A 16,986-nucleotide genomic window follows, 5' to 3' on the forward strand; every position below is an offset into this window, starting at 1 on the left:
TTCCCGGCCGGTCCCTGCACGGGACGGGCTCGGTAGCGGGGCTCAATCCAGGGGTCTTCGACAACTCGTCCGGAACTTGGGGACCCCGTTCATGAGCATCGCAATGCGCGACGATCTGCCGAGCGCCCCGGGGATCGAGGATCTGGGGCCTCTGGGCTCGCTCGCGCCGCTCGCGGGGGCGGTGGTGCGCATTCCACGCTCCGGAAACCCGTTCGAGCCACGAGCTCCGCTGCCTGCCGACGATCCTGCCGCCCTCCGCGAGGCGGCGCGGCTGGTCGGCGAAGGGCTCGTCCTCCGCCAGCGTCACAACCACGGAGCGCAGGCCGCGCTCCTGACCGGGTGGGTCGAGGGGGCGCTGGGGCCGCCGCGCGTGGCTCGCGCGATCGGGCCTTCGGAGCAGCTGCTCTGGTTCGACGGCGCGATCGTCCTGCTGCTGGCCGACGCCTTGACCGTGGCGTGCGCGACCGCCGAGCGGCTCCGGGCGTTGCTCGCACATCCTCTGCCGTCCGGGCTCTCGCCCGCGCCGGCCAGGTACTCCTACGGCCCGGTCGCCGGCCTTCCGCAGCCCGGAGCGCCGCTCGGGTCGTTAGACTCCATGGACCGATACTTCCCGGAGGCGTTCGCGCTTCGCGAGGCGGAGGGCGGCTGCTGGGTTCGCGGGGTGCTCCAGGGCGCTTTCGAGACGCAGTTCCAGGTGAAGCCCGGCGGGTGCATCGCCACGGCTCCGCGTCACCCCGATCGGTTTGCGCGGGCCAGCTCGTTCGGCGAGTGGCAGCCGGGGTTGCGGGAGCAGGATGGCCTACGCGCCCAGCTCGAGAGATTCCGGGCATCGGAGGCGCTCACGAACGCGGTGCTCGCCGTGGACGAGCTCGTGGGCGGGTTCCGCGGGCAGCGGGGGATTTCGATCCTCGCCCCGTGGGCGGCGAGCGTGATCCGTGAACGGACCGCGTCCGGCATCTGGTCTGCGCCGGTTCACCCGTACAACGGAGCCTGGTTCGTCGGCTGGATCGAGAACACGTCTGTGCGCACGGGCATCTACGTGGACGAGACGGGTGGGGTGTGGGCCTCGTGGCAGGAGCCAGACGACGACGAGGTGCAAATGCGTCTGGTGGGCACGAGCGTCGATCGATGGTTCGAACGCCAGATTTACCTCCTCGAGAACGGCTATGCGTCGGAGGCCACGTGCCAATCGGAGGAGGCGTTGCCGTCCGGGCTCAATCTCCGCGAAGACCTCTCCGACGCCGCTGCGCAGGTCTTCGTGGACGGGGATGCCGTGTGGCTCGTGGAGGAGTGCGGCATTCAGCGGATGTCCCGCCGCGTGCCCAGCGTTTCGGACGTGCTGGCGATCGCAGGACGCTTCGGGGGATGACCTCAGACATCTCGGACCTGCCGGACGGCCGGAGCCCACGACGTCCCCCTCGCATCTGGGTGGGCGTGTCGCCACGAGCAGCGCCGAACCAGCCCGCCGCCGCGCCCCCGCCGCCGCACCCCCGCCGCCGCACCCCCGCCGCCGCGCCCCCGCGCGCCCACGGCGCGATCTCGACGCGCACCGCGATCGCGGCCCGCCGCGCGACGGGGTCCGTCGAGTAAGCTGCGCCGCATGAAGGTACCCCGACTCACGGGCCGCGCGCTCACCGCAGCGCGCCTCGCGGCCGAGGCGCCCGGATCGTCCGCCGCGCTCCGGAAGGTGCTGAAGCGCACCCTGGGCATCGACCGCCTTGCGTCGCTCCCGGAAGCATGGCGCGACGAGATCCCCGCGCAGGCCCGGCCGATCCAGGCCGCGGCGCCGCGGCGCTGGGGCGACGCCGCGCTCGGCGCGCTCCCGCGCCGCGACTGGCCCAGGACCTCGCTCGCCTACGCGGCGGCCTACCGCCAGGGCGCCGCCGACCCGCGCCGCGTGGTCGAGCGCGCCCTGTCCGAGATCGACGCGCTCGCCGCGCAGCGCCCGTGCATGAACATCGCCGTCGCCGCCGCGCGCGAGGCGGCGCTCCGCGACGCCGACGCGGCGGCCGCGCGCCACGCCGCCCGCCGGGCGCGCGGCCCGCTCGACGGCGTGCCCTTCCTCGTCAAGGACGAGTTCGACGTCGAGGGCCTCGCGACCACGCTCGGCTCGCGCTGCGGCCCGCTCGCGCCCGCGCCGCGCGACGCCGCCGTCGTCGCCCGGCTCCGCCAGGCGGGCGCCGTGCTCCTCTGCAAGACGGTGCTGACCGAGTGGGGGATGTCGCCGCTCGGCAACAACGTCCACCAGCGCATGCCCCACAACCCGCACCACAGCGAGCGCGCGGCCGGCGGCTCCTCCACCGGCTCCGCCGTGGGCGTCGCGCTCGGGCTCGCGCCGCTCGCGGCCGGCGGCGACGGCGGCGGCTCGATCCGGACGCCCGCCGCGCTGAACGGCGTCTTCGGCCTCAAGCCCACCTTCGGCCGCGTGAGCCGCGCCGGCGACGGCTTCAAGGGCTCGGTCGCCCACGCCGGCCCGATCGCCTGCAGCGCGGCCGACCTCGCCCTCTTCCTCGACGCCGTCGCGAGCGAGCCCGACCCCGACGACGACCTCACCGCGTGGGCGCCCCCGCCGCCGCCCGGCGGCTTCGGCGCGCTCCTCGGCGCCGGCGTGCGCGGCCTGCGCATCGGGGTGGACGAGGCGGAGTGGCGCGACGCCAGCGTCCCGATCGCGAGCGCGTGCCGGGGCGCGCTGCGCGCGCTCGAGCGCGAGGGGGCCGTCCTCGTGGACGTGCAGATCCCGATCGCCCGGTACGCGGCGCAGATCGGCTACCTCGTCATCGGCCCCGAGTCGCTCGAGGCCCACCAGCGCGCCTTTCGGGAGCAGCGCGACCTCATCAGCGAGGACCTGCGCGTCACCTTCAGCGTGCTCTCGGGCGTCACCGAGCGCGAGCGGCGCGACGCCGCGCGGCTCCGCGCGGGGCTGCGGCGCGAGGTGGCGCGGGCCCTCGCCGGCGTCGACGTGCTCGCGCTCCCGACGACCGCGATCACCGCGCCCCGCTACCAGGAGGCCGAGGAGGGGCGCGCCTTCCTCGATCCCGCGGCCCTCGACGGGGTGTGCCGCTTCGCCTTCCTCGCCAACCTCACCGGCCTCCCCGCCGGCACCGCGCCCGTCGGCATCGACGCCGAGCGCCTGCCCATCGGCCTGCAGATCATCGGCGACGCCTGGGACGAGGCGGCGGTCCTCGCCGTCCTCGCCCACCTCGAGCGGTCCGAGCTCGCCGTCGCCCCGCGGCCCCCGGGAGGCATCGACCTGCTCGGGTAGCGGCACCGCCGACGCTGCTCGACCGTGATAGAGTGTCGCCTCGTTCCATCGAGTCCACGGAGATCCGGAATGGGTCAGAGCGCCGGAAGTCATCCTCCTGACGTCAAGAGTGCTCCGGCGCCGTGGACGCTGACCGGCGACGCCTACATCGCGATGCTCGAGCTCCCGGAGCGCCTGCTCCGGGAGCGGTGCTTCATCCCGGAGGCGCTCCGCCCGCGCTTCGAGGGGCGCTACAGCCTGCTCATGGCGCTCGACTACACGTCGTCGAACGTGGGGCCTTATCGCGAGCTCCTGTTCATCCCCGGGCGCTACCGCACGCGCCGCGGCCTGCGCTGGTCGATCAGCAAGATCTACGTCAGCTCGTGGGAGAGCGTGGTGAGCGGCCAGGTCAACTGGGGTATCCCGAAGGAGCGCGCCGACTTCGATCTCGCGCGCGAGGCCGACGGCGCCGAGCGGCTCCGGGCGTCGCAGGGGGGCGACGTCTTCGCCGACGTGCGCTTCGCGGCCGCGGGCCCGAGCCTGCCCGCGTCGAGCGCGCTCGTGCCCGCGCGCCTCCGCGGGCTCGTGCACCACCGGGACGGGCACGATTACTTCTGCACGCCGACCGCGTCCGGGCGCGTCCGCCGCGCGCGCCTGCTCGACGCGCGCGTCGATCCGGCGCGCATGCCGCCCATCGACGCCGGGCGGGTCGTGTTCGCCGTCCGCCTCTCCGGCTTCCGGGCCGAGTTCCCGGCGGCCGACGTCGAGCTCCCCGACGCTGCCTGAGCCCGAGGGCGCGCGACGTTCGCGCCCGGCGCGGCGCGCTCAGCGCCCCGGCGCGGCGCCCACCTCGGCGGGGTAGTGGTCAACTTTGCCCAGAGAGAGTCCACATGAAGGCGGGAAGGCGGGAAGACCATTAAGGTTTTCTTCCCGCCTTCCCGCCTTCATGTTCAATTTTGACCACTACTCGGCCCCGGCAGCGAGATAGTCACCTCAAAACAGGATGTTGGATGCAAGGAGGGGAGTGTCCGCCTCGCCCCGCCGTCACTCCGCGGCTGCCGTCACGACCCACACGGCGCTGCCCATGCGCACGCCCTCGGGGCCCGCGTGGGGCGCGATGGCCTCGCGCAGGTCGGCGCGCACGCGCTCGACGAGCTCCGGCGTGGCGTTCGCCTCGCGCAGCGCGGCGGACGCCGGACCCATCTTCAGGAGGAAATCGACGGTCTCGTCGAGCGATCTCCCGCCTGCGACCGAGAGCTCCTGGTCGATCGGCTCGCAATGCACCCGGACGAACCCCGCGCGCGAGAGGACGTCGACGACGCGCGCCGCGTCGGCGAGCGCGAACGGGCCGGGCGCGTGCGGATCGGGCTGCGGCAGCGGGAGGTGCCGGCCCACGGTCAGGGTCGGCACCAACAGCCAGGGGTTCTCCTGGAGCGGTCGCCAGCAGACGAACGCGAGCCGCGCGCCGCGCCGCAGCGCCTTCCGGAGGTTCGCGAAGGCCGCCGCGGGGTCGGCGAAGAACATCACCCCGAAGCGCGAGTAGAGGACATCGAACGGACCGGGCAGCACCGCGGTCTGCGCGTCCGCGTTCTCGAAGGCCACGTTCGCGGCGCCCGCTGCCTGCGCCGCCGCGCGCGCCCTGTCCAGCATCGGCGCCGAGACGTCCACGCCGAGCACGGCGCCCGAGGGGCCGACGCGACGGCCCAGCTCGAGCGTCGTATCGCCGATGCCGCAGCCGACGTCGAGGACGCGCTCGCCCGCGGCGATCCCGGCGCGATCCATGGCGAGGGCGCCGAGCGGCCGGATCTGCGCCGAGATGACGTCGTGGAGGGCCACCCACTTCGGCCCGCCGACCTCGTTCCAGTACTGGATCTGATCGGCGTTCGGCCCGGAGACCGTGATCATCGCTCGAGCTCCTTTCGATGCGCGCGCGGCGGCTTTGCCGGCGGCCGCCGAGAGGTACCTCCGATCTCGGTCAAATTCCACACCGCCACGGTTGCGGCTCCGCCGATTGGCCGCCGCGCTCCGGGCCAGGTGTGGCTGCATGGATGCAGGGATGAGCGCCGCGCGCTCTGGCCGGGCGGGGCGCGCGCTCAGCGGCCGAGGGCGAGGAGGAGCTTCAGAGAGCCCAGGATCTCTTCGTTGGTCAGAGCGCAGTGGCCATAGCGGTGGACCGGGAGAGGGACCACGACGCCGCGGTCCGAGGTGTCGACCTTGAGCAGGTAGAGCGGCTCGTGCCAGTAGGGGACGATCGGGTCCAGGGTGGTGTGGAGCGTCACCAGCGGGAGCGACACATCGCCGGTGGTCTCGTGCTCGGCGACGCTCCGGAGCGCGCGCGCCGAGGCGGCGAAGCGCTCGACCCGCAGGTTGAGCAAGAGATCGTCGTGCGAGCCGAAGTAGAGGCGCCCGCGGTTGTCGTAGGGGTTTCCCCCGAGCTGCTCGACCGCGTCGTTCGTGGCGAAGATGTTGAACTGGAGCACGCTCACGATGGTCGTCGCGATGGTCTCCGGGGCGTCGGGGTCGAAGGCCGCCTTCGCGGTGCGGACGAGCTGCCTGGCCGCGCTCGGGTTCGCGGCGATGGCGGCCTGCACCTTGGGCAGGTAGACGGTGAACCAGCCGGCGATCACCTCCGGGGGAATCTGGATGGCGCTGCCGGGGAGCACGCCGGGAAAGAAATAATCGAAGAGGGCCCGGAAATCGCCGAAGTAGTTGAGCTGCTCCCGGAAGCTGCCGATGGGCCCGCACATGGCCAGCCCGCCGCTGTACAGCTCCGGATACCGCTCGAGCGAGAGCGTCGTGACGAGGCCGCCTTCGGAGACGCCGAACAGGTACGTGTGCGCCGGAGCCGCCCTCGCGCGGAACGCCGCGACGAGCTGCCGGACGTCCTCGACCCCCGGGAGGATCGCGAGCCCGTTCCGCCGATAGCTCGTCGTCGCGAAGGCGAAACCGCGGCTCAGCGCGGCCTCCTGCGGGTTGAACCCCTCGGGGAACGAGAAGCTGTAGAAGTCGAGGGGCTGGAGAGGGGAGACATACCCGTGCGCCCACACGAGGAGGTCGCCGTTCCATCCGCGACGGGGAATGCAGAGGCGGATGCGCGCGCCGCTCGGGAGGACCTCGTCGGTGCAGCCCTCGGGCGCCGGCCCCAGCACCTGCGCCTCGGCCGGGGCGGCGACGGCGCAGAGCAGCGCCGCCGCCGCGATCGCTCGCGCGAATCGAAGGAACGTTTGCATGGTCGACTCCGTTGCTGCGCCGCGCGGCGGTGAGGCTCGCGCGGCGGTGTGCGGATGCTCGCCTGTTGCGCGATGACCAGGGTAGCTGTTGTCTCCAGCGAGTCAATGCTCGCGCGCGCGCTCACGCCAAAGATGGCTTATCGTTCCTGCCGCGAATTTGTGTGGTGAACGCTCGCGCCGGCCGTCGTGGGCGCAGGAAGACAGGTTGTGTGGCGAACGGGCGTGCGAGGCGCCTGTCGACGCGAGGGGCGATGTCGCCGCGCGCAGGCGGCCGTCTCGCGAGGGGCGATGTCGGCCCGCTCGCCTGCGCGCCGATCAGCTGAGCGCGATCATCGCGGCCGTCGCCGCGTAATCGACGCGCTGCGCGCGGTACGGGTAGGTCGGCGGGAAGCGCTCGAGCGCCGCGCGGAGGCGACGGCTCGACGCGCTGTCGAGCGGATCGAAGCGCAGGCCCACGGCGCGGCCCGGGTCGCCCTCGCGCCGGCCGTGCAGGGTGCGCGCGATCGTCGCCGTCGCGTCGATCCAGACGTCCGTGTCCGGGAGCCGGAACGAGACGATCACCGGCTCGCCCGTGAGCGCGCGGGCGCTCGTCAGCACGAGCATGCCGTCGACGGACAGGTCGATCGCCCGGGTCCCGAGCAGCCGGAAGCCCCGCTCGCGCACGGCATGGCACTCCACGATCGCAGCGCGGCGCGTGACGCGGCGCTCGCTGGCGAGCAGCATCTCCATGGTGGTTCTCCTCGGCGCGGTACGCTACGGAGGAGCGCTACAGGTGGGCAAAAAAACTACATGAGAGGGCCCCGCGCCGCGGCGGGGCCCTCTCGCGTTCGCTAGCGACCCGTGCGGCGCCGGCGCAGGGCGAGGCCGGCGAGGGCGGCGAGCATGGGCAGGAGCGCTCCCGCGCTCCGGGCGTTGCCCGCGGGGCCGGGCCGCGCGGTGCAGAGGCCGTTGCCCTCGGCGAAGATGCCGGTCGGATCGTTCGCCTCGGCGGGCCCGCAGGTGCCCGGCGCGCTGTCGGTCGAGCTGCACACCTCGCCGGACGGGCAGCTGTTGCCGTCGGCGCCGCGGCAGCCGTCCACGCAGGCATGATCCACGCAGATCGACCCGCTCGTCGGGCCGCCGCAGTCGCTGTCCTGCCTGCACGCGTCGGTCTGATCGTCGTCGCCGTCGTTGGGATCGGTCTCGCCCGCGTCGATCGCGCCGTTGTGGTTCGCGTCCTCGTCGCCGTCCTTCACCCCGCCGTCGTCCGTGTCCGCGTCGAGCGGGTTCGTGGTCGTCGTCGGGTCGGCGTCCGGGATGCAGGTCCCCGCTTCCGGGTCGGTCGCCGCGTCGGCGCAGTCGTGCCCGAGCTCGGTGCCGTCGAACAGCCCGTCGTTGTCGCTGTCGGGGTCGAGCGCGTTGATCAGCCCGTCGCCGTCGTGGTCGTCGCTGAAGTTCGGCTCGTCGCCGTCGAGCACGCCGTCGTCGTCGCTGTCCGCGTCGTTCGGATCGGTGCCGATCTCCTCCTCGAGCGCGTCGCTCAGCCCGTCGCCGTCGGTGTCCGCCGGCATGCCGTCGTCGTCGCCGTTGTTGGGATCGGTCTCGCCCTCGTCGATGGCGCCGTTGAGGTTCACGTCCTCCTGGCCGTCGGGCACGCCGCCGTCGTCCGTGTCCGCGTCGAGCGGGTCGGTCTTCGTCGCGCCGTTGTCCGCGTCAGGGCGGCAGTGGCCCGCGTCGGCGTTCGTGCCCTCGTGGTCGCAGCCCAGCCCGAGCTCGGTGCCGTCGAACAGCCCGTCGTTGTCGCTGTCCACGTCGAGCACGTTGATGAGCCCGTCGCCGTCGGTGTCCTCACCGGGGCGCGGCTCCTGCCCGTCGGGCACGCCGTCGTCGTCGCTGTCGGCGTCGTCCGGATCGCTCCCGATCATCTCCTCCACCGCGTCGGGCAGCCCGTCGCCGTCGCGATCGTCCGCCACGGGGTCGTCGTCGCCGTTGTTCGGATCGGTCTCGCCCTCGTCGATGGCGCCGTTGTGGTTCGCGTCCTCCACGCCGTCGGGCACGCCGCCGTCGTCCGTGTCCCGATCGAGCGGGTGCGTCTTCGTCTCCGGGTCGGCGTCCGCGATGCAGCTCTCCGCCTCGGGATCGGTGGCCTCGAGGCCGCAGGGCAGGCCGAGCTCGGTGCCGTCGAACAGCCCGTCGCCGTCGCTGTCGGGGTCGAGCGCGTTGATGAGCCCGTCGCCGTCGTGATCGTCGCGGAAGTTCGGCTCGTCGCCGTCGATCACGCCGTCGTCGTCGCTGTCCGCGTCGTTCGGGTCGGTGCCGATCTCGGTCTCGAGCGCGTCGCTCAGCCCGTCGCCGTCGGTGTCGACCATCGGCAGGTCGTCGCCGCCGTCGTTCGGGTCGGTCTCATCCGCGTCGATCACGCCGTTGCGGTCGATGTCCTCGTTGCCGTCGGTCACGCCGCCGTCGTCGGTGTCCGCGTCGAGCGGCGAGGTCTTGGTCGCCCCCTCGTCCGCGTCGGCGATGCAGTGGCCCGCTTCCGTGTTGGTGGCCGGGTTGTCGCAGCCCAGCCCGAGCTCGGTGCCGTCGAACAGCCCGTCGTTGTCGCTGTCGACGTCGAGCGCGTTGATGAGGCCGTCGCCGTCCGTGTCGTCGCTGAAGTTCGGCTCGTCGCCGTCGATCACGCCGTCGTCGTCGCTGTCGGCGTCGTTCGGATCGGTCCCGATCGTCTCCTCCAGCGCGTCGCTCAGCCCGTCGCCGTCGGAGTCCACCGGCGGGGTCGCGTCGTCCTCGCCGCTGTTCGGATCGGTCTCGCCCTCGTCGATGACGCCGTCGAGGTCGACGTCCTCGTTCCCGTCGGACACGCCGCCGTCGTCGCTGTCGGCGTCGAGCGGGTCGGTCTTGGTCGCCCCCTCGTCCCCGTCGGCGCGGCAGTGGCCCGCGGCCGCGTTGGTGGCCGGGTTGTCGCAGGGCAGGCCGAGCTCGGTGCCGTCGAACAGCCCGTCGTTGTCGCTGTCCGGGTCGAGCGCGTTGATGAGGCCGTCGCCGTCGGTGTCCTCGTTCCAGCGCGGCTCCTGCCCGTCGGGCACGCCGTCGTCATCGCTGTCGGCGTCGTTCGGGTCGGTGCCGCCCTCGAGCTCGTCGGGATCCTCGATCCCGTCGTTGTCCGAGTCGCAGCCGTTGTTGAACACGCCGTCGCAGTCGTTGTCGATCGAATCGCCGCAGACCTCGGCGCCCGTGGGCTCGCAGACGCAGGTGTTGCCCTCATCGCACGTCGGGGTGAGCGGCCCGCAGTTGGCGTCGGTGAGGCACTCGACGCACGTGTTGGGCGTCCCCGTCGTCTCGCAGTACGGCGTCGGCGCGGCGCACTGCGCGTTCGTCTCGCACTCGTCGATGACGCTCTCGGTCGGCGGCACGCCGTCGGTCGGCCCGTTGCCGTCGGTCGGCGTCTCCTCGGCCGGCGCGCCCTGCTGCCCGGCCGCGCTGACGATCGCTTGGTTGCGGATGAGGCCCGAGGCGCCGGCGTCGACCCTCACCTGGAAGGTGACCGTCGATGACCCGGTGGCGGCGGGGAGCGAGCCTCCCACCGTCGCGTTCGCGCCGGTGCCGAGCCGCACGCGGACCGTGCGCGTCGCGGCGTCGTACTCGCCCTGGTCGTCGCCGGTCGCGTCCGTCTTCACGCCCATGTTGGCGCCCGCCGTGACCGAGAGCGACCCCGGCACGTACGTCACGCCCTCGGGCAGCGGATCGGTCATCACGGTGTTGACCGACGCGTCGTTGCCGGTGTTGACGACCTGGATCGTGTACTGGATCAGGTCGCCCGGGAGCAGCAGCCCGCCGTTCACGTCGACGGCCGACTTCGTGGAGGACGTGAAGTCCGGCTTGAAGGTCGAGATCGACGTGACGAAGCCGGCGAGGAAGTACAGGTCCATGGTGCTCGACGCCTCGATGGGCGCCGAGGTCAGGCCCGGGGTCACCATATCCCTGATGTTGAAGACGTCGATGTCCATGCCGGCCATGGTCCCGGGGGTCCCCGCCAGCTGGGGGAGGTCGCCCTCGTTCGACACCGGCACACCGAAGTAGGACCGCGTGCCATTGAAGAAGTTGTCGACGGGGTTCTGATCGTTGGCGAGCGCCACCCCGTTGAAGCGGAACGCGTCTCCGGGGATGGACTGGTCCCCCTCGAACGTGACCATGCCGATCTTCGCGTCATAGCCCGCGTTCGGCACCACGAACCCCGACAAGGTGGCGGTCGTGTTCGTCCCGCTGGCCACCGTGTCGAGCCCGTCGAAGAGCGCGAGGTTGCGCGGCGGCTCGGAGGCGAGCTCGTAGAACACGACAAGCCACCACCCGGCGAAGTGGTTGTCGAAGAGGTTGTTCGTGAAGCTCGCGGTGTTGACGCCGCTCACCCGGTACGCGCCGGACCCGTGCGCCTGCACGATCGAGGTGATGTCCGCGACCGACTGGTAGTAGAGGCGATTCGAGCTGACTCTGTCGACGCTGTCATCGGCCGTCACCTCCTCGGAGAAGCCGCTCGCGCCGGGCCGCTCCAGGGTGATGGCCTCGTCCGCGGTCCCGGCGCCCGCGACGGGCCCGAGGTGCGCGGACCAGTACAGGTACGCGTGGGTAACCGTCGCGCCGGCCGGCACCTGGAGCACCGCCGTGGTGCGCGCCTGGGCGGCGGTGATGCTGCTGCTCGCCTCCGCACCGCCCTCCGCGGGCGAGTCGGCGCGCCAGAAGATGTCGGGCGCGCTGTCGCCGGTGTTGCTCCCGCACGGGCCGACGTCGCCCAGCACGGGCGGCTCGATGCCGTCGCCGCCGCACTCGTAGCCGAGCGTGTTCCCGATCAGGACGAAGTCGCCCCGCTGATCGACCTGCACGCGCAGCGCGGGCGCGGCGTGCGCGGCGCCGCTCTGCCCACCCATCCAGGCGAGCCCGACAAGACCACCTATGAAATAACGTCGCTTCACGGCGCCTCCTGCTGCTGCTTCGGCTTCTTCTCGAGGATCTTGAACTGCACGCGGCGGTTCTTCTGGCGTCCCTCTTCGGTGTCGTTCTCCGCGATCGGGACGTCAGGCCCGTAGCCCTTCGACGCGAGCCGCTCGGCCTCGATGCCGCGCTGGACCAGCGCCTTCGTGACCGACTCGGCCCTCGCCTGGCTGAGCCGGATATTGTACGCGCGTCCGCCGCGCGGGTCTGTGTGCCCCTGCACCTCGATCTTGGTGATCTCCGGGTGCTCCTTCAGCACACCCGCGACCTCGTCGAGGAGCTCGTCGCTCGCCTTCTTGATGGTCGCCTTGCCGGTGTCGAACTGCACCTGCTGCAGGATGACGATCTCCTGCTCGGTGACGCGCACCGCCACGGGGCAGCCGTTCTTCGCCGGATCCGGGTCGGGCTTGCCCCTCTCGTCGGGGCAGGCGTCCTTGTCGTCGCGCACCGTGTCGCCGTCGCGATCGCCGGGGCAGCCGTTCGTCGCCGGATCCGAGGTGCGGAGCCCGGGGATATCGGGGCAGGCGTCCTCCGCGTCGATCACGCCGTCGCCGTCCTTGTCGGGCGGCGGCGGGCAGCCGTGCTTCTTCGGGTCCTCGTTGCTCGGGCCGGCCTGGTCCGGGCACGCGTCGACGTCGTCGGTGATGCCGTCCTTGTCGCGGTCCCCGGGCGGCGGGCAGCCGTGCTTCTTCGGGTCGTCGTTCGCGATGCCGGGCGTGTCCGGGCACGCGTCGACGCGGTCGAGGATGCCGTCCTCGTCGCGGTCCGACGGCGGGCAGCCGTTCTTCTTGGGATCGGGGTCGCCGACGCCGGGCACGTCCGGGCAGGCGTCCTTCTCGTTGACGATGCCGTCCTTGTCGCGGTCGGGGTCCTCGCGCCGCACCTCGGGCGAGTACGCGAGCATCGCGACCGCGCGGAAGTCCGGGGTGCCGATGCCCGACGTGAAGCCGGGGCCGGCCGCGACGCCGATCTCGAAGTCGCGGACCGCCGGCGCGAAGCGGTAGCGCAGGCCGAGCAGCGCCTCGACGTTCGTGTTGCGCGCCTCCGGCTCCTCCAGCACGGTCGACACCGTCACCTCGGGCCCGATCTGGAGCTGCTCCTCGGGCAGCAGCAGCAGGCCGACGCCCGCGCCGCCGTTGAACATCAGGCCCTGCCGCACCTGCGCGAACGTCTGCGCCGGGCGCAGATCGACGCCGGCCGCGGCCGACCAGACGAAGCCCGGGATCCGGCCGCCGGCGATGAGCTGCGGCATGCCGCGCACCGAGTCCTCGCCCACGAACGAGCCTTCGCCGCCGCCGGTCGGGAACCAGACGTAGCCGCCGACGGCGAGCTGGAACGGGTCGAAGTAGTCGCCGAGCAGGCGCAGGCGCAGCCCGACCCGGAGATCGCCGAGCTGCGCGCCGCTCGGCGAGGCGAACGAGAGCCCCTCGGCCGCCGGGCTATCGCCCTCCTGCAGCACGGCGAGCGGCACGTCGACGTTGATGTGCAGCCGGTCCCAGAGCGACAGCGAGCCGTTCAGGTGCAGGAACAGCTGGTGCCCCACGATGGCGCCGAGGTGGTCTTCGGTGCCCACGCGCGTGAGCACGAGCGGGTTGTGGGCGTAGTCGCCGAGCAGGGCGAGGTGGAGCGTGGGGCTGCCGTCCTGGCGCGGCGAGGCCGCGTACGGCGACGCCACGCTGAACATCCGGTCGCCGGCTGGCGCTGGGTTGAAGCGGTCGAGCGCGAGGCCGCGCGCCGGTCCCGCCTCCTGAGCGGACGCTGGCGCGGCCCACGCCGCCGCCGCTAGGGCGGCGGCGCCGCAGATCCATCGAGGGGGGAAATGGACTCTCATGCGCAGGATCACCTATGGGGGCGTGGGGCGAGCGGCCGTCGACTGCACCGGCGCGCAGGCACGTTGGGGGAAACACCGCGTCCTCGACGTGGAGGAGCGGCCAGCTGCCTCGAATCCCGGGCCGTCTTATATTCTCCGCCGGCCGTCATCGGTGGACTTTTCGATGGGCGGCCGGCCGAATTCGCATCGGCCTCGACAGGTCGGCTCCTGCTGCGACCCGGGCTTCGCAGCGATGTCGCTGCCGGGCCTATGCAAGCGTTGTGCACGCCTCGCCGCGCGCGCGGCGCCGGCGAGTCCGCGCGCGCGGCGCCGGCGAGCTCTGGCGACTCTGGGCCTCATGGCGGCTCGGCGGCGGGGCGATAGAGGTCTACAGACATCAGCGCTGCGGCCCACGCGCATCGGGGGGCGCCGTGCAGCCACGCGTCATCCGGTCGCGCAGTCGCCCGCACTGGCGCCCGCACTGGCACCGATGCTTGGCGGCGTGACGGGCTCGAGGGGGCGGCGCGCCGGCGCTGGCGTGCTTTTCTCACGGTCGCGGCGGCCTCCGTGCTACGCCGCGTTCGTGGAGCCGCACCCATCTCGCCAGCCGGCGGAGCGCCCCACGGCGCCTCCCGACGAGCCACGCCTCGGCAAGCTCCGCTCCGGTCACGCCGTGCACCGGTCACGCCGTGCACCGGCGCTATGCGCTGTTCCACGCGGGGCGTGGCGCGCTGCTCCTGTCGTTCACGAGCATCTTCGGCGCATTCATCGCCGGCTGGCAAGGCTTTTGGGGGTCGCTCCGGTTCGGACTGGCGGGCTCTACCGTGCTCGCGGCCCCGGCGCCGCGCCACCCGGGCCTGCGGATCGCGCTCCGTGTTCCCCTGGCGGCCGGTGCGCCTCGACCGCGTCCCGCACCCGACCGTGTTTGCCAGGCTGGTGGTCGAGCGCGCCCCGCGCGTGGAGCGCGACGAGGTCTGGGCGGCGTGGACCGGGTGAGGGGGCGACAGGCGGGAGAGATCGGCGTCGCGCGCTGGGCGGTGCGCGTTCGAAGGCGACGCTCGCGCGGATCGTCCAGTCCACCCGTGTCGGCGTGACGTTCCGCATCGGCGCATAGGCGGGTATGCCTATGCCTCGCGCCAGAGCGCTCGGGTACGACGTCGTTGCGGTCACCCGCACCGGGTGGCGCGGCGACGGACGGTGATCTCGGGACAGGGAGGCGAGGGCGAATGGAAACGCTTCGAAATTGGGGCGCGATCGCTCCAGGGCTCGTCGCGCTCGCGGCGCTGGCCTGCTCCACCAGCCAAGGAGATGGGACGACCGACGGCGGCGGCAGCGCTGGAGGGCTCACCGGGCCTGGCGCGAGCGGCTCCGGCACGGGTGGCTCGTCGGCGACGGTCGGCTCGTCGGCGACGGTCGGCTCGTCGGCGACGGTCGGCTCGTCGGCGGGGGTTGGCGGCAGCGGCGGGCGCCCGGGCTCGGGGGAAGCTGGCGCGGGCGGCTCTGGCTCGGGCGGTTCCGGGGGCGAGACGCAGAGCGCCGGTTGCGGCAGCGCGACGGCGCCGGCGAGCGGCCGCTTCAGCATCGATGTCGGGGGCACGACGCGCGAGTACATCCTCGCCGTACCGGACGGCTACGATGCGAACCGTGCTTACCGGCTGATCTTCGCCTGGCATCCCCGCGGCGGCTCGGCCGAGCAGGTCGCGACCGGGTTCGGCGGCGGCTACTACGGCCTCCAGAGCCGCGCCGCCGGCTCGGCGATCTTCGTCTCGCCCGAGGGCATCGACCAGGGCTGGGCGAACACGGGGGGCCGCGACATCGCGTTCCTCCGCGCCATGCTCGACCGCCTCCGCGGCGAGCTCTGCATCGACGAGAGCCGGATCTTTTCGACGGGGTTCAGCTACGGCGGCATGATGTCCTACGCGATCGGCTGCGCGATGGGCGACGTCTTCCGCGCCATCGCCCCCATGTCCGGCGCGCTCTACAGCGGCTGCGACGACGGCGACCACCCTGTGGCCATGTGGGGCGCCCACGGCGACGCCGACAACGTGGTTCCGCTCGACAATGGTCGGACCGCTCGCGATGTCTTCCTCGAGCGAAACGGCTGCGGTTCGCAGACCACGCCGGTCGACCCGAGCCCCTGCGTCAGCTACGAGGGCTGCGACGCGGGCTACCCCGTCGTCTGGTGTGAGTTCAGCGGCGGCCACGCCATGCCGAGCAATTCCGGTGAGTCGATCTGGCGCTTCTTTTCGCAGTTCTGAGCCAGAGCTCGCCCGGATGACATGCCCTTGCCTGGATAGGTGGATCCGATGATGAAGATCGGGAATGTATCGATAAACCTCTTGCTGATTGGAGTCCTTGGCATCTGCTCTGGCGGGTGTGGTTCGTCCGGCGAGGATGGCAGCGCAGGAACGACGAGCAGCGGCTCTGGCGGGGCGGCGCCGAGCGGTCCTGGTGGAACGACGGGCACCGGTGACGGCGCCGGCGCGGGCGGCGCGGGCGGCGGAGTCGCCGGGACCGGTGGAGCCATGGAGACCGCCGGCAGCGGCGGCACCGGCGGGACGGTCGGCAGCGGCAACGGCGGCGGCGGCGGCGGCGGCGTCGACGAGGCGACGATCGTCCCCGATCCTTCGTGGACCTGCGGTATGCCCGGCGGCATTCCGCTCCCCACGCGCGGCGAGCTCGTCTTTCGGGCGACGCTCCAGCTCGGCGAGATCCACGATGTCGGGACCACCCAGTTCGGGCGCCGCCGCCTCCTCGACGTGAAGGGCGGCACGCTCGAGGGCGACAAGATCCAGGCCACGTTCCTCACGGGCGGCATGGACCTCGAGCTCACGCTGTCGAACGGATCCGTCGAGCTCGAGGAGATCAACATCCTGAGGGCGAGCGACGGCACCCTCATCTATCTGCGGAGCTGCGGCGTCGCCGCCGCCGGCGATTCGGTGGTCCGGGTCGTCCCGGACTTCGAGGTGGCGCAGTCGAGCTCGCTCGCGTGGCTCAACACCGGGAAGTTCGCGGGCACGCGCGTCGTCGACGCCGAGGCGGGCACGCTCCAGCTCGACGTTTACGACATCTCCAAGGTGGCCGCCGCAGAGCCGAAGATCCAGCTCAAGGATCCCGAGGGTGTCCCCCATCAATCGTGGGAGTGCTCGACGGCGACCGGCGCGAGGGGCTCGAGCGTGTTCACCGAGTCCGTCACGCTCGGCTCTTCCATCTCCGTCGGCGCGAGCAAGCGCGGCACGCGCAACATCATTCCCATCACCGGGGGCACCGTCACCGGTGGCATGCTGCTCAGCGGCCTCTCGGGCTCGGTGCTCCCCGGAGGCGCGGACTACCAGCTCATCGGAGCGAGCACGGTCCTGGACGCCAGGTACGCGCTGTCGTCGAGTGACGGCGAGGTCATCGTGGTGAGGAACTGTGGACCGTTCGGCGCGCTCGTGCCGGTCTTCGAGACGCGCGCGGACGGCCCTTACGCGATCCTCAACACGAAGTCGTATGTGAGCTCCGATCCCGGCGGGGCGGCGGGTGGGGTGAGCCTCACCTTCTACGAACGCAAATAGAACAGCAGGCCGGCGACGCCGGCCGGAACTGCTCGGGCTGGGCCGGCGGGGCGCGATCGCGCGGCCGGCTTCTCGTGGCGGGGGCGGGCGAGGCGCGAGGTGCCTGCCGGCGCAATGCTCTCGCCGGTGGAGATTTACGACCCGACGAGCGATGCCTGGACGGCCGCGGCGCCGCTGCCGATA

The 16,986-nt window shown here is 72.5% G+C and carries 11 protein-coding genes; 6 read left to right on the plus strand and 5 right to left on the minus strand.

Annotated elements, in window-relative coordinates; all coding sequences use genetic code 11:
• Window positions 1-91: 91 nt before the first annotated feature.
• The 3 genes from WME98_RS24030 to WME98_RS24040 all read left to right on the plus strand — a co-directional run bounded on the left by WME98_RS24030 (window position 92) and on the right by WME98_RS24040 (window position 4,027).
• Complete coding sequence (locus WME98_RS24030; RefSeq protein WP_437953374.1) at window positions 92-1,369, plus strand: hypothetical protein; 1,278 nt, start codon at window positions 92-94, stop codon at window positions 1,367-1,369.
• Between the two features lie 231 nt (window positions 1,370-1,600).
• Window positions 1,601-3,262: an amidase gene (locus WME98_RS24035; protein WP_437953375.1), complete on the plus strand. Its 1,662-nt coding sequence runs from the start codon at window positions 1,601-1,603 to the stop codon at window positions 3,260-3,262.
• A 69-nt stretch (window positions 3,263-3,331) separates the two neighbouring features.
• Window positions 3,332-4,027, plus strand: a complete 696-nt coding sequence (locus WME98_RS24040) for an acetoacetate decarboxylase family protein (protein WP_437953376.1) — start codon at window positions 3,332-3,334, stop codon at window positions 4,025-4,027.
• Between the two features lie 258 nt (window positions 4,028-4,285).
• Here the strand turns inward: WME98_RS24040 and WME98_RS24045 are convergent, their stop codons facing one another.
• The 5 genes from WME98_RS24045 to WME98_RS24065 form a co-directional block, all read right to left on the minus strand.
• Window positions 4,286-5,146 carry a class I SAM-dependent methyltransferase gene (locus WME98_RS24045; protein WP_437953377.1) on the minus strand — a complete coding sequence of 287 codons (861 nt, stop codon included), beginning with the start codon at window positions 5,144-5,146 and terminating at the stop codon, window positions 4,286-4,288.
• Window positions 5,147-5,334: 188 nt separating this feature from the next.
• Entirely contained in the window at window positions 5,335-6,471 is a 1,137-nt protein-coding gene (locus tag WME98_RS24050; protein ID WP_437953378.1) for a hypothetical protein, read from the minus strand.
• Between the two features lie 315 nt (window positions 6,472-6,786).
• The gene (locus WME98_RS24055; RefSeq protein ID WP_061625426.1) at window positions 6,787-7,200 is read right to left on the minus strand and encodes a PilZ domain-containing protein; all 414 of its coding nucleotides are present in this window, start codon (window positions 7,198-7,200) and stop codon (window positions 6,787-6,789) included.
• A gap of 101 nt (window positions 7,201-7,301) precedes the next feature.
• On the minus strand, window positions 7,302-11,417 hold the full coding sequence (locus WME98_RS24060; protein ID WP_437953379.1) for a DUF3344 domain-containing protein: 4,116 nt from the start codon (window positions 11,415-11,417) through the stop codon (window positions 7,302-7,304).
• Window positions 11,414-13,267 carry an OmpA family protein gene (locus WME98_RS24065; protein ID WP_437953380.1) on the minus strand — a complete coding sequence of 618 codons (1,854 nt, stop codon included), beginning with the start codon at window positions 13,265-13,267 and terminating at the stop codon, window positions 11,414-11,416. Before WME98_RS24065 ends, WME98_RS24060 begins: the two co-directional genes overlap by 4 nt.
• A gap of 852 nt (window positions 13,268-14,119) precedes the next feature.
• Between WME98_RS24065 and WME98_RS24070 the strand changes: the two genes are divergently transcribed.
• From WME98_RS24070 to WME98_RS24080, 3 genes are all read left to right on the plus strand, one after another.
• Complete coding sequence (locus WME98_RS24070) at window positions 14,120-14,242, plus strand: hypothetical protein (protein WP_437953381.1); 123 nt, start codon at window positions 14,120-14,122, stop codon at window positions 14,240-14,242.
• A gap of 230 nt (window positions 14,243-14,472) precedes the next feature.
• A complete protein-coding gene (locus WME98_RS24075; RefSeq protein WP_437953382.1) occupies window positions 14,473-15,504 on the plus strand; it encodes an alpha/beta hydrolase family esterase in 1,032 nt (343 codons plus the stop codon).
• Between the two features lie 48 nt (window positions 15,505-15,552).
• The gene (locus tag WME98_RS24080) at window positions 15,553-16,803 is read left to right on the plus strand and encodes a DUF3237 domain-containing protein (protein WP_437953383.1); all 1,251 of its coding nucleotides are present in this window, start codon (window positions 15,553-15,555) and stop codon (window positions 16,801-16,803) included.
• Window positions 16,804-16,986: the final 183 nt, after the last annotated feature.

Source organism: Sorangium sp. So ce296 (assembly GCF_051529605.1).
GTDB lineage: Bacteria > Myxococcota_A > Polyangia > Polyangiales > Polyangiaceae > Sorangium > Sorangium cellulosum_D.